The sequence below is a fragment of the Propioniciclava tarda genome (genome assembly GCF_900182665.1).
GTDB classification, from domain to species: Bacteria; Actinomycetota; Actinomycetes; order Propionibacteriales; family Propionibacteriaceae; genus Propioniciclava; species Propioniciclava tarda.
Genome location: NZ_FXTL01000003.1, coordinates 79,393 through 91,188, shown reverse-complemented (window position 1 = coordinate 91,188; position 11,796 = coordinate 79,393). Strand labels below are relative to the sequence as shown.

The 11,796-nt window shown below is 69.4% G+C and carries 13 protein-coding genes; 2 read left to right on the top strand and 11 right to left on the bottom strand.

Annotation, left to right across the window (positions count from 1 at the left end; genetic code table 11):
- Window positions 1-17: 17 nt before the first annotated feature.
- Window positions 18-1,229 (top strand): inorganic phosphate transporter, encoded by a 1,212-nt coding sequence (locus FN821_RS04130; protein ID WP_131171319.1) that lies wholly within the window; start codon window positions 18-20, stop codon window positions 1,227-1,229.
- Window positions 1,229-1,525 (top strand): hypothetical protein, encoded by a 297-nt coding sequence (locus FN821_RS04125; protein WP_131171320.1) that lies wholly within the window; start codon window positions 1,229-1,231, stop codon window positions 1,523-1,525. The genes FN821_RS04130 and FN821_RS04125 overlap by 1 nt, the downstream gene beginning before the upstream one ends.
- Here the strand turns inward: FN821_RS04125 and FN821_RS04120 are convergent.
- From FN821_RS04120 to FN821_RS04070, 11 genes are all read right to left on the bottom strand, one after another.
- Entirely contained in the window at window positions 1,512-2,588 is a 1,077-nt protein-coding gene (locus FN821_RS04120) for an adenosine deaminase (protein WP_131171321.1), read from the bottom strand. The genes FN821_RS04125 and FN821_RS04120 overlap by 14 nt on opposite strands.
- Window positions 2,589-2,987, bottom strand: a complete 399-nt coding sequence (locus FN821_RS04115) for a cytidine deaminase (RefSeq protein ID WP_131171322.1) — start codon at window positions 2,985-2,987, stop codon at window positions 2,589-2,591.
- Window positions 2,983-4,491, bottom strand: coding sequence for an ABC transporter ATP-binding protein (locus FN821_RS04110; RefSeq protein ID WP_131171323.1), 1,509 nt, complete (start codon window positions 4,489-4,491; stop codon window positions 2,983-2,985). The genes FN821_RS04115 and FN821_RS04110 overlap by 5 nt, the downstream gene beginning before the upstream one ends.
- A complete protein-coding gene (locus tag FN821_RS04105) occupies window positions 4,491-5,507 on the bottom strand; it encodes an ABC transporter permease (RefSeq protein ID WP_131171324.1) in 1,017 nt (338 codons plus the stop codon). The genes FN821_RS04110 and FN821_RS04105 overlap by 1 nt, the downstream gene beginning before the upstream one ends.
- On the bottom strand, window positions 5,504-6,514 hold the full coding sequence (locus FN821_RS04100; protein WP_165489235.1) for an ABC transporter permease: 1,011 nt from the start codon (window positions 6,512-6,514) through the stop codon (window positions 5,504-5,506). The genes FN821_RS04105 and FN821_RS04100 overlap by 4 nt, the downstream gene beginning before the upstream one ends.
- Before the next feature lie 176 nt (window positions 6,515-6,690).
- Complete coding sequence (locus FN821_RS04095) at window positions 6,691-7,740, bottom strand: BMP family ABC transporter substrate-binding protein (RefSeq protein WP_131171326.1); 1,050 nt, start codon at window positions 7,738-7,740, stop codon at window positions 6,691-6,693.
- A 200-nt stretch (window positions 7,741-7,940) separates the two neighbouring features.
- Window positions 7,941-8,696 (bottom strand): SDR family NAD(P)-dependent oxidoreductase, encoded by a 756-nt coding sequence (locus FN821_RS04090; RefSeq protein WP_131171327.1) that lies wholly within the window; start codon window positions 8,694-8,696, stop codon window positions 7,941-7,943.
- Window positions 8,693-9,145 carry a cupin domain-containing protein gene (locus tag FN821_RS04085; RefSeq protein ID WP_165489236.1) on the bottom strand — a complete coding sequence of 151 codons (453 nt, stop codon included), beginning with the start codon at window positions 9,143-9,145 and terminating at the stop codon, window positions 8,693-8,695. The genes FN821_RS04090 and FN821_RS04085 overlap by 4 nt, the downstream gene beginning before the upstream one ends.
- Window positions 9,142-10,476, bottom strand: a complete 1,335-nt coding sequence (locus FN821_RS04080; protein WP_131171329.1) for an amidohydrolase family protein — start codon at window positions 10,474-10,476, stop codon at window positions 9,142-9,144. The genes FN821_RS04085 and FN821_RS04080 overlap by 4 nt, the downstream gene beginning before the upstream one ends.
- Window positions 10,473-11,252: an S-methyl-5'-thioinosine phosphorylase gene (locus FN821_RS04075; RefSeq protein ID WP_131171330.1), complete on the bottom strand. Its 780-nt coding sequence runs from the start codon at window positions 11,250-11,252 to the stop codon at window positions 10,473-10,475. Before FN821_RS04075 ends, FN821_RS04080 begins: the two co-directional genes overlap by 4 nt.
- A gap of 86 nt (window positions 11,253-11,338) precedes the next feature.
- Window positions 11,339-11,752 carry a ZIP family metal transporter gene (locus FN821_RS04070; RefSeq protein WP_131171331.1) on the bottom strand — a complete coding sequence of 138 codons (414 nt, stop codon included), beginning with the start codon at window positions 11,750-11,752 and terminating at the stop codon, window positions 11,339-11,341.
- Between the last annotated feature and the right edge of the window lie 44 nt (window positions 11,753-11,796).

The following is an 11,796-nucleotide window of genomic DNA, read 5'->3' as shown; positions in this document are numbered from 1 at the left end:
CCCTTACGATGAGCAACGTGACCCCCGAGTTGATCCTGCTGGGACTGGTCGTGCTCACCGCACTCGCCTTCGATTTCACCAACGGCTTCCACGACACCGCGAACGCCATGGCGACGTCGATCGCCACCCGAGCGCTGACCCCCAAGGCAGCGGTCACCCTGAGCGCCGTCCTCAACTTGGTCGGCGCTTTTCTGTCCGTCGAGGTGGCCCTCACGGTCACCAACTCGGTGATCAAGATCCAGAACGCGGATGGCTCGCCCAAGGGCGAGTTCCTCGCCGGCGGTGGCCACCTGCTGCTGGTGATCCTGCTGGCTGGCCTGGCGGGCGCGATCACGTGGAACCTCCTCACCTGGCTGTTCGGCCTGCCGTCGAGCTCCTCGCACGCCCTGTTCGGCGGCCTCATCGGCTCGACGCTCGCGGCCGTCGGCCCGAACGCGGTCAAGTGGATCGGCACCGGCGCGAAGCTGGACGGCGTGATCGGCAAGGTCGTCCTGCCCGCCCTCTTTGCTCCCGTCATCGCCGGGATCGTCGCCGCGACGGGCACCTGGCTCGTCATGCGACTGAGCCGCACGATCTCGCAGCGCTACGCCAACGCGGGCTTCAAGTGGGGACAGATCGGCACGGCGTCCCTGGTGTCGCTGTCGCACGGCACGAACGACGCCCAGAAGACGATGGGCGTCATCACGCTGGCCCTCATCGGGGCGGGGATGTGGCACGACACCCACGCGATTCCCTGGGAGGTCAAGGTCGCTTGCGCCATCGCCATCGCGCTCGGCACCTTCCTCGGCGGCTGGCGCATCATCCGCACGATGGGCAAGGGCCTCGTCGAGATCTCCCCGCCGCAGGGCGTGGCCGCTGAGTCGTCCTCCGCCTGCGTCATCCTCGCGTCGAGCCAGTTGGGCTTCGCCCTGTCGACGACGCACGTCGCCACCGGATCCATCATGGGCACCGGGCTGGGCGCGCCCGGCGGCAAGGTGCGCTGGCGCGTGGCCGGACGCATGGTCATCGCCTGGCTGATCACCCTGCCGTGCGCAGGCGCGGTCGGCGCCCTGATGTACCTGCTCGACCCGCTGCTCGGGCCCATCTGGGGACCGATCGTCATCTTCGGCATCATGGTCGGGCTTGCGCTGTGGATGTTCCTGCACAGCCGTCGCGACATCGTCGACCCCCACAACGTCAACGACGAGTGGGAGCCCACCACCCCGGCACCCGAGAAGGCGAGCGTCTGATGGATCAGTTTCTTGCCGCCGTCGACGGCGCCTGGCGTGTCCTGCTGACCTGCCTGTTGCTGGGCGCCGGCCTGCCGTCTCTGTACACGATCGGGCTCCGGAACCTGGCCTTTGCCGATGGTGCGTTGAACGACCAGGTCAGTGGAGGTCGCCGGGGGCTGCACCGCGCGATCGCCTATGCGCTGTTCGCGATCGTCGTCCTGGCGATCTTGCTGGGCCTGTCGTACATCATCGCCCACGGCTTCGGCTGGTCCATCGGCTTCAACGGGATCGTGCCGACCTTCACGAAGAAGTAGCGACGCCCGCCCGCTCGAAGCCGGGAAGGATCACGTCGGCGATGAGCCGTTCCCGCTTGTCGTAGCGGTAGAAGGCCGAACGCGCCGCGTTGAGCGTGAGCCGTCGTAAGTCGTCCAGCCCCCAGCCAAACGCGTCCGAGGCGAGCGCGAGCTCCCGCGAGAGCGTCGTCGAGCTCATCAGCCTGTTATCGCAGCTCACCGTGACGTTGAAGCCGAGCGCTGCGAGGCGTCCGATCGGGTGATCCGCGACGGACGAACAGACGCCCGTCTGGAGGTTGGAGGTCGGGCAGACCTCCAACGGGAGCTGCCGGTCCAGCACATACTGGGCCACCCGTCCGAGCCGGCCGCCGTCGGCGTCCTCGAGAAGACGGACGCCGTGCCCCAGCCGGTTCGCCCCGCACAGATGCACGGCCTCCCAGATGGACTCGACGCCGGCGGCCTCCCCCGCGTGGATCGTGTACGGCACGTTGCTGCGCCGCAAGAAGTCGAACGTGGACGCCTGCAGGCTGGGCGGGAACCCCGCCTCAGGCCCCGCGATATCGAAGCCGCACACCGTGTCGTCGCGGTAGATGACGGCGAGTTCGGCGACGTCGCGGCGCGGCGGCAGGTGCCGCATGGACGACACGATCTGCTGCGCGACGAGCGGACGCCCCGCGCTCGCGGCGGCGTCCATGCCCTCGACCAGACCGTCGCGGACGGCTTCGACGGCGTCCGCGAGGCTCAATCCGCCGCGCAGATGCTGTTCGGGAGCCCACCGGGCCTCGACGTAGACGATGCCGTCGGATGCCGAGTCCTCGACGAACTCTCGGGTGACCCGGACGAGGTGCTCACGCGTCTGCATGCAGGCCAGCGTGTGTTCGAAGGTCTCGAGGTAGCGGACGAGCGAGCCGGAATCGGCGGCGTCGAAGAACCAGCGGCCCAGGGCGTCCGGGTCGGTCGTAGGAAGTTGATGCCCGTCCTCGGCAGCGAGCTCGACGACGGTCGCGGGGCGCAGGGCACCGTCCAGATGCTCGTGCAGAGCGACCTTGGGCAGAGCGCGGATCAGCTGCTGATCGAGCCCCATTCAGCGGATCCCGAGGTCGTCGGGGCCGAACGCCTGCGGCAGCACGGCGTCCATCGTCTGGACGCCGCGCGGCGTTTCGATGAGCAGCGCGGCTCCCCCGTGCTCCCACAGCAGCTGGCGGCAGCGGCCGCACGGCATGATGACGTCGCCCGCGCCGTTAACGCAGGTGAACGCGACGAGGCGTCCACCCCCGCCCAGGACCAGTTCGCTGATCAGGCCGCACTCCGCGCACAGCGTGACTCCGTAGCCCGCGTTCTCGACGTTGCAGCCGCTGACGACGCGACCGTCGTCGACCAGCGCGGCCGCGCCGACGTGGAACTTGGAGTAGGGCGCGTACGCGCACTCGGACGCCCTCCGTGCCGTGGCCCGGAGGGCGTCCCAGTCGACGTCGCGGCTAATGGCCGCCCGCCATCAGCTCGCCGATGTAGGTCCGGTCGGCGCCCTCGGCCGGCATTTCCTTGACGACCTTGCCGGAGTGGATCACCGCAATGCGGTCGGCGAGGCCGAGGATCTCGTCCAGTTCGGCCGAGACCAGGAGCACGGCGGCACCCCGGTCGCGCGCCTCGACGATGCGGCGGTGGATGAACTCGATCGAGCCCACGTCCACGCCACGGGTCGGCTGCGCAGCGAGCAGCAGCCGCGGTTCGATGCTCATCTCGCGGGCGACGACCACCTTCTGCTTGTTGCCACCCGACAGGCTGGACGCCGGCAGGTCGCCCGACGGCGTCCGGATGTCGAAGGTCTTGATCCAGTTGTCGGCGTTCGCGTTGATGGCCGCGGTGTCGCGGACGGGTCCATTGCGGAACTCGGGCTCGTCGAAGCGGTTCAGCACGAGGTTGTCGGCGATGGAGTAGTCCGAGACCAGGCCGTGCTTCTCGCGGTCCTCGGGGATGTGGCCGAGGCCGGCGGCGTGCGTCTGGTACGGATTCGCGAGCGTGATGTCGACGCCGCCGAGCGCGATCGCTCCCTTGACCGGACGCCGCATGCCCGCGATGGCCTCCACCAGCTCGCGCTGGCCGTTGCCCTCGACTCCGGCCACGCCCACGATCTCGCCGGCGTTCACCGTGAGGTTGAAGCCGTTGACGGCCTTCAGGTGGCGGTCGTCCATGACCTCGAGGTCGGTGACCTTGAGCACCTCGGCGCCGACCTTCGGGTCCTCCTTGTCCACCTGGAGGACCACCGTGCGGCCGACCATCAACTGAGCGAGGCCCGCGGCGTCCGTCTCGGACGCCTTGACCTCGCCTACGGTCTTGCCGCGACGCAGGACGTAGACGCGATCGGCCACAGCGAGCACCTCGCGGAGCTTGTGCGTGATGAAGACGATCGCGGTGCCGGCGGCGGCCAGCTCCTTCATGACGGCGAGGAGCTCGTCGGTCTCCTGCGGCGTCAGAACGGCGGTCGGCTCGTCCAGGATCAGCAGCTCAACCTTCCTGGACAGCGCCTTGATGATCTCGACGCGCTGCTGCGTCCCGACCGGGAGGTCTTCGATGATGGCGTCCGGGTCGACCTCGAGGCCGTGGCGCTCGGAGATCGTGCGCACCAGCTCCCGTGCCGAGCTGAGGTCCAGGCGCAGGCCCTTGAGGGGCTCGTTGCCCAGGACGACGTTCTCGGCGACGGTCATGACCGGGACGAGCTGGAAGTGCTGATGCACCATGCCGACGCCGCGCGCGATGGCGTCCGTCGGGTCCTTGATCTTCGCCACGCTGCCGTTGATGGAGATCGTGCCCGAGTCGGGGATGACGAGGCCGAAGATCTGCTTGACCAGGGTCGACTTGCCGGCGCCGTTCTCGCCGAGCAGGGCGACGATCTCGCCCCGGTTGACGTGCAACGTGATGCCGTCGTTGGCCCGAACCGTGCCGTAGACCTTGACCAGGCCCTCGATGTCGAGAATGCGCTCGGCCATCACGACCCCTCTCCCTTGACGAACGGTTGGCCGGACGCCGCAGGCGGGCGAACCCGACCGGCCGCGACGGACAAGATGATCAGCGTCAGCACGAACGGCAGCAGGTTGATGAACTGCTGCGGGATGTTGACGACCTTGTCCGCCTGCAACTGCGACGCGAGACCCGACATCAGGCCGAAGAAGAGCGCGGCGAAGAAGGCGCGGCCCGGGAACCAGGCACCGAAGATCATGATCGCCAAGGCCAAGAAGCCCTTGCCGGCGCTCATGCCGCGCTCGAAGGTCGAGCTCTGCTCCATCGACAGGACCGCACCGGCCGCTCCGGCGAGCAGGCCGGCCATCGTGACGTTGACGAAGCGCATCAGGTTGACGTTGATGCCGGCGGTGTCGGCGGCCGTCGGGTACTCGCCGATGGCGCGCGTCCGCAGGCCCCAGCGGGTGTGGAACAGGGCGAATACCAGTCCGACGACGACCACCAGGGTGCCCAACGCGATGGGGCCGCCCCGGAAGAAGACCGGTCCGATGATCGGGATCTTGCTGAGCAGGGGGACCTCCCAGACCGGAACCCCGGACGGCAGCGACTTGCCCTGGACGTAGTAGAACGACGTGATGCCCGTCGCGACGATGTTCAACACGACGCCGGCGATGATCTGGTCCATCCGGAGACGGACGCACAGCCACGCGAGGAAGGCGCCCATCACCATGCCGGTCAGCAGGCCGGCGAGGATGCCGATCCAGACGCTGCCGGACGCCGCGGCGACGAAGAAACCCGCGAAGGCGGAGGCGAGGATCTGGCCCTCGATGCCGATGTTGACGACGCCGGAGCGCTCGCCGATCACGCCGACCAGGGCCGCCAAGACGAGCGGGATCGCGAACGTCCACGCGAAGCGCAGGATCGACGTGGTCTTGCGCACGATGTCGGAGTCGGTGCCGGCTACGAGCGTCAGCACGATGCAAGCGAGCAGGACGACGGCGGCGCCGATGACGGCGACGCGGTTGTTGCGGATGAAGTCGGTCATGCCGGCACCTCCTCCTTGCTGACGGGGGTCACTGCGGGCGGCTCGGAGCTCTTCTTGCCCAGCAGGCCCGACAGGATCGGGATGGACACGAGCAGCAGCGTGATGGCCAGGAGCATGTCGACCACCTCCGGCTGGATGCCGGTGTCGAACTGCAGGCTGGCTGCGCCAGCGCGCAGGGTCGCTACCAGGATGGCCGCCGGGATGGTGCCGAGCGGGTTGCCCCGGGCCAGCAGCGCGATCGTGATGCCGTCGAAGCCGAGGCCCGCGTTGAAGCCCGACTCGTAGCGGTGGGTGACGCCCATCGTCTCGATGGCGCCGCCGAGGCCCGCCAGGCCACCGGCCAAGACCATGCCCAGCATGATCGTCTTGGCGATGTCGATGCCGGCGTACCGGGCGGCGTGGGAGTTCTCACCCACGGTGATGAACTGGAAGCCGAGGACCGTCCGCTTGAGCATCCACCAGACGGCGATCGCCAGCGCGATGGCCACCGGGAAGCCGATCGGGATGAAGCCGAGGTTGGGCAGCATGGCGCCCGAGTGAATCTGGGGAGTCCTGGGGATGGACTGATCGGGCTCCTTCATGGGCCCGCTGATGAAGAAGTCGACGAGGCCAGCCGCGATCGAGTTCAGCATGATCGTGCTGATGACCTCGTGGACGTTGCGCTTCGCCTTGAGGATGCCGGCCACCCAGGCCCACAGCGCGCCGAAGAAGATGCCACCCAGGATCGACAGCGGGATCAGGAGGATGCCCGGCAGGTTCAGCGAGTAGCCGATCCAGGCCGTCATCAGGCCGCCCAGGATCAGCTGACCCTGCGCGCCGATGTTGAACAGGCCGATCTTGAGGGGGATCGCCACCGCGAGGCCGGTCAGGATCAACGGCGTCGTCTTCTGCAGGGTGCGCAGCAGGCCGTCGCTGGTGAACCAGGCGGACGAGAAGAGCGACTTGTAGGCGAGGAACGGATTCACGCCTTGCAGCGAAATCAGGATCCCACCGATGGTGAATGCCACGACGAGTGCCAGGACCGGGACCAGGAATGACTGGAACCTAGCTAGCGTCGACGTTGGCCGCTGTTGGCTCATGGGGCTCCCCAGGGTGCGCGAAACGTAGGTGGAGGGGTTGGTTCAAAACGGGTTGACGGCGGGCACCTGCGGTACCCGCCGTCAACCATGGTGTTCAGTCAGGCTCAGCCGAGCTTGACACCGGTCTGCAGCGCGCCGGACTTGAGGTCGGCGACGACCTTGGACACGGCGTCCTTGACGTCAGCCGGGACCTTGCTGTCGAACGCGTGGTACTCGGCGAGGCCGGCCTTGCCCGTCACGTTGCCGCCCTTGAAGGTGGCGCCCTTGATGGCCTTGATCTGATCGGCGGTGCCCTCGGAAATGAGCTTCATCGCGGAGGTCACGAGGCACTTCTGCGCCTCGGGAACCGTGTTCCACTGGTCGGTGTCGACGCCGATGCAGAAGATCGACTCGCCCGCACCGGACGCCTTGGCGACCTGGCCCAGCGCACCGTTGCCGGTCTTGCCGCCGGCGCCGAAGATCACGTCGGCCTTCTGGTCCAGCTGCTTCTGCGCCTCGGCGGCGCCCCACGCCGGATCGGTGAACGCGTTGTCGCCAGCGGGGTGGTAGACCGTGATGACCTTGATGTCAGAGGCGACCGACTTGGCGCCAGCCTCGAAGCCCTTGGCGAACTTCTCGACGGGGGCGATCTGCATGCCGAGCACCTGGCCGAGCACCTTGGTCTTGCTCAGCTTGGCGGCGAGGACGCCGGCTGCGTAGCCAGCCTGGTCCTCGGGGAACGTCAGACCGGCCAGGTTGGCGATCTCCCCGACCTTGGCGGTGTCCTGGAACTGGTCGATGCCGATGAACTTGACGTTCGGGTTGGCCTTGGCCGCGGCCTGGGTGGCCTCGGTCATCAGAAAGCCGACAGTCACGACGACGTTGTACTTCTTGTCGGTGAACTGCTTGATGTTCGCCGCGTAGTCCTTGGTGTCGGTGGTCTCGACGTACTTCGACTGGGAGCCGGGGATGGCCTTCACGGCAGCCTGGACGCCTTCCCAGGCGGACTGGTTGAAGGACTTGTCGTCCACCTTGCCGCTGTCGGTCACGAGACCGATGCAGAAGGCGTCGGCGGTTCCGCACTCAGCTGCCGGGGCGGCCGCTGTGCCTCCGGCGCAACCGGACAGGGCCAGTGCGGCGGCTGCCGCCAGCGCCAGGGCGCGAATTGCTTTCATTCGGGATACTCCTTCGTTCCCTCGACTGCCGAGGATGTTTCCATGGGTACCGGGTGCTCACGGCTCTGGTCTCGAGCAGTTGTATGACAACCGGCTCGTTGATTGTAGAGCGCGCAACCCCGAGCATGAACCCTAACGATCGAAGCGGGGCTCCGCGAGTCCCATCTTCACCCGAAAATTGTGAATCTTCGGCAAAGTCGTCACCAACCCGGCGCAGCGGACCAACCGGCGTCCACGACCAGAGTCGTCCCCGTGACTCCGGACGCCGCCGGCGATGCCAGGAACGCCACCGCGGCCGCCACTTCGTCCGGCGTCACCGGACGCCCCAGGGGCACGGTCTGCGACCACCGCCCGTGTCCGTCCGGCCACTCCTCGGCGAGCCCCGGCCGCTCGATGAGTCCGGGCGCTACCCCGACGACGCGGACGCCGCGGCGTCCGAGTTCTTGAGCTGCCGCGGCGACGAGCGCGTTGGCGGCCGCCTTGAAGACTGCGTACGCCGCGTGGCCCGGCGCCGGGCGGAACCCCTCGATGCTGCCGACCACGACGATGGCCGGACGCCGCTCCGGCGTCATCCTGCGCGCGGCGGCGTGGATGAGCGAGGCGGTATGGCGCAGCGTCCCGGAGTAGAGGCGGTCCCAGGCGACGGCGTCCAGGTCGGCCCAGGGGGTCAGCTCCTGGCTGGACGCGTTGGCGACGACCACGTCGACCGGTCCGAGCTCGCGCTCGGCGGCGTCCAGCAGGGCGGCGCACGCGGCGTCCACGTCGTCGACCGCCAGGTCCTGGGCAACGACCGCCGCCCGGCGGCCGAGTCGACGCAAGTCGTCGGCCAGGAGGGCCGCGCCGGCGGCGTCCGATCGATGGTGGACCGTGACGTCGCAGCCGGTCTCGGCGAGGGCTCGGCAGAGGGCCCGTCCGAGCCCGCCGGTGGCGCCCGTGACCAGGGCGTGGCGGCTCATGATCGGGTCAGCTCTGTGATGCGTCCGGCCAGCTCGCGGTGGCGGGCGGCCAGATCGGCCCGGGCACCCAGCTCGAAGCAGTCGTCGGTGAAAGCCGGGACGCACCAGCAGGCGACGAGCGTCCACTCGCCCAGGGTGGAGGCCCCCTGCCAGGTGCCGGGTTCGACGACGACACCCGGCCGGGCGGCGTCCAACGTCACGTCGCGGGACGCGTCACTCAAGAGGAGCATGGACGCCGGGGCTCCGGCGAGCCAGGTCCAGGTCTCGGTGACCGACAGGCGGTGCAGCGCGGAGAAGCCGGCGCCGTCCGGGGTCATCAGGAACCAGATGCCGTTGCCAGCCGCGGTCCGCTCGATCGTGCCCCACCAGCCGCCCTCGATCGCCAGCGGCTCGAGGCCGAAGCGGTCGATGACTTCTTGGGGCGTCGCGGACGCGTCCGGCCAGCTCATGGCCATGCCTCGACAGCGGCGGCGGCACGCTCGCGCGACTGCGCCCGCAGGGCTTCGGCGTCGACCGTCGTGGACACCCGGTCGGCGATGACCCGCTCCCCCGCGACGAACACGTCGGAGACGTCCGAGCGGCCGGCCGCGAAGACCAGCAGCGCGTGCACGTCGTGGACCGGGGTCAGGTGCTCGGCGTCCAAGTCGATCAGGAGCAGGTCCGCGTCCTTGCCGACCTCGACGCTGCCCAGCCGGTCGCCCATGCCGAGCGCGCGGGCGCCGACCTGCGTCGCCGCCCGCAGGATGTCGACGGAAGTCACGGCGTCCGGACGCCCCGAGGTGAGCCGGGCGAGCATCGCGGCGAGCCGCATCGCGACCCATAGGTCGAGATCGTTGGAGGAGCTCGTGCCGTCCGTGCCGATGCCGAGCGCCAGGCCGGCAGAGACGGACGCCGCCCAGTGCAGCGCGCCCGAGGCCAGCTTCAGGTTGGACGCCGGGCAGTGCGCGATGGTGGCGTGGCCGCCGATCAGCGCCGGATCGGACGCGAGGTCCAGATGGACGCCGTGGCCGAACACCAGGCCGATCGTCCCGTCCAGCAATCCGGCGTCGGCCAGCACCTGGACGGGGCGGCGTCCGGTCTGGGCGATGACCTGGGCGTTCTCGGCGGCGGTCTCGCTGACGTGGGTGTGAATCAGCGGACGCCGCCAGACGCGGACCACCTGGCCCAGGTCGGCGAGGTGTCCGGGCGAGACGAGATAGGTGCTGTGCGGGCAAGCGAGATCGGGAGCGTCCGGACCGCCGAGCGTCCGGGCGAGGGCGGGCCAGGCTTCGACGTCGGCGAGGCGGCGCTCCCAGGCGAGGCCGTCCGGGCCGGGGCCGTCGAACAGGACGGGTCCCGTGGCCAGGCGCAGCCCCACCTCGGCGGCACCCGCGCGGCCCGCGTCCGGATGAAAGTACATGTCTGCGGCCATCGTGGTGCCGGCGCGCAGCGACTCCAAGGCGCCCAGCGACGTGCCGAGCCGGACGGTGGCGGCGTCCATGATGGCGCCCTCGGCGGCCCAGACCCTAGTGAGGAAGCCGTCGAGATCGACGTCCTCGGCGAGGCCGCGCAGGAGCGTCATCGCCAGGTGGGTGTGCAGGTTGACCAGCCCCGGCATGACCACGCGCCGCGAGCAGTCGATGGTCTCGTCAAGGGTTTCGATGGGCTCGGCCAGCGGGTCGCGTGCGTCGATGATCCGGGCGATCCGTCCGGCGTCGATGAGCACGTCGACGTCGCGCAGCACGGACGCGTCGGCGTCCAGGGTGACGACGTAGGCGCAGTTCTTCAGCAACGTGGTCATGCGGCCCTCCGCGCGAGCACCTCGTCCAACACGGCCAGCACACGCTCGCCGGACGCCGCGAGCACGGCGTTCACGTCCTCAATCGTGATCGGGACGTCTGACAACCCGGCGCAGGGATTGCAGACCAACGAGACCGCGGCGTAGCGCAGCCCGGCCTCGACGGCGAGCGTCACCTCGGGCACCCCCGTCATCCCGGCCACGTGCGCGCCGAGCAGCGCGGCCATGCGCACCTCCGCGGGCGACTCGAACCGCGGCCCCTCGAAGCAGGCGTAGACGCCCCCGTCCCGCAGCTGGACGCCGACCGCGGCGGCGGCGTCCAAGAGCTCGCGACGCAGCGCCGGATGGTAGGCGTCGGCGACGTCGACGTGGACGACGCCGCGCGGACCAGACCCGTCGAAGAACGTCAGCACCCGCGACTTGGTGAAGTCGAGGAAGTCGTCCAGGCAGACCAGTGCGCCGTTGGCGAGCGAGGTGTCGATCGAGCCGACGGCGTTGATGGCGAAGACGTCCCGGACGCCGGCGTCGGCGAGGGCGGCGATGTTCGCCCGGTAGTTCACCAGATGGGGCGGCACGGAATGCCCCGCTCCGTGCCGGGTCAAGAACAGCACCCGGACGCCGTGCCAGGTGCCCTCGACGTAGCGGGCGGGCCCGTACGCGGTCTCGACGTCGCGCATCGTCGGATCGGTCAGCTGGGCCAGGTTGTAGAACCCCGTTCCCGCGATGATCGCGATGGGGGCTGAGGGATCAGCCGTGACCACGGGGGCGTCCGAGAGCATCGCCGGTCCTTTCCGGGGCGTCCACGATCGGGACGCGGTGAAAGTCCCAGCCTAGCCAACGCGAGGTTGGTGGGCGGTAGCGTGGCTCAGCACGAAGGCCGCGGTGAAGCCGGCCACGAGCATGAGGCCGCCGCCGACTCCGGGATGCCGTCGAGCATCGCGCCCAGCACGAGCGCCGACGCTCCCCCGGCGGACGCGTGCGTCTGCATCGTGGGGCTCTTGCGGCGATGACCGCCCCAGGCGTCGATCAGCCAGTCGCCGACGAAGAACGTCAGCGCACCGGCCGCGAGGCCCGTGATCGTCGCGAGATGGCCAGCGCCCTCGAACGACTCCAACGTCAGCTCGAACGCCACCGCGCTCATCAGGACGCCGGCGCCGAAGCCCATGACGAGCCCGATGGTCCGGACGCTGGCCCGGGCGTACAGCCCCAGCACCGCCCCGAGCAGGAGGGCGAGCCCGGCGACGAGCCCCCACCAACCGGCGAGCAGCACCTGAACCACGTCCTGACAAGCGTCGAAGCCCGAACCATGGCGGTCAGATCAGG

What these genes read in the sequence shown, in the direction of transcription:
- FN821_RS04125 (WP_131171320.1), top strand. Translation starts at nt 1,229, where the DNA reads ATGGATCAGTTTCTTGCCGCCGTCGACGGCGCCTGGCGTGTCCTGCTG.
- FN821_RS04120 (WP_131171321.1), bottom strand. Translation starts at nt 2,588, where the DNA reads ATGGGGCTCGATCAGCAGCTGATCCGCGCTCTGCCCAAGGTCGCTCTG.
- FN821_RS04110 (WP_131171323.1), bottom strand. Translation starts at nt 4,491, where the DNA reads ATGGCCGAGCGCATTCTCGACATCGAGGGCCTGGTCAAGGTCTACGGC.
- FN821_RS04105 (WP_131171324.1), bottom strand. Translation starts at nt 5,507, where the DNA reads ATGACCGACTTCATCCGCAACAACCGCGTCGCCGTCATCGGCGCCGCC.
- FN821_RS04095 (WP_131171326.1), bottom strand. Translation starts at nt 7,740, where the DNA reads ATGAAAGCAATTCGCGCCCTGGCGCTGGCGGCAGCCGCCGCACTGGCC.
- FN821_RS04090 (WP_131171327.1), bottom strand. Translation starts at nt 8,696, where the DNA reads ATGAGCCGCCACGCCCTGGTCACGGGCGCCACCGGCGGGCTCGGACGG.
- FN821_RS04085 (WP_165489236.1), bottom strand. Translation starts at nt 9,145, where the DNA reads ATGAGCTGGCCGGACGCGTCCGCGACGCCCCAAGAAGTCATCGACCGC.
- FN821_RS04080 (WP_131171329.1), bottom strand. Translation starts at nt 10,476, where the DNA reads ATGACCACGTTGCTGAAGAACTGCGCCTACGTCGTCACCCTGGACGCC.
- FN821_RS04075 (WP_131171330.1), bottom strand. Translation starts at nt 11,252, where the DNA reads ATGCTCTCGGACGCCCCCGTGGTCACGGCTGATCCCTCAGCCCCCATC.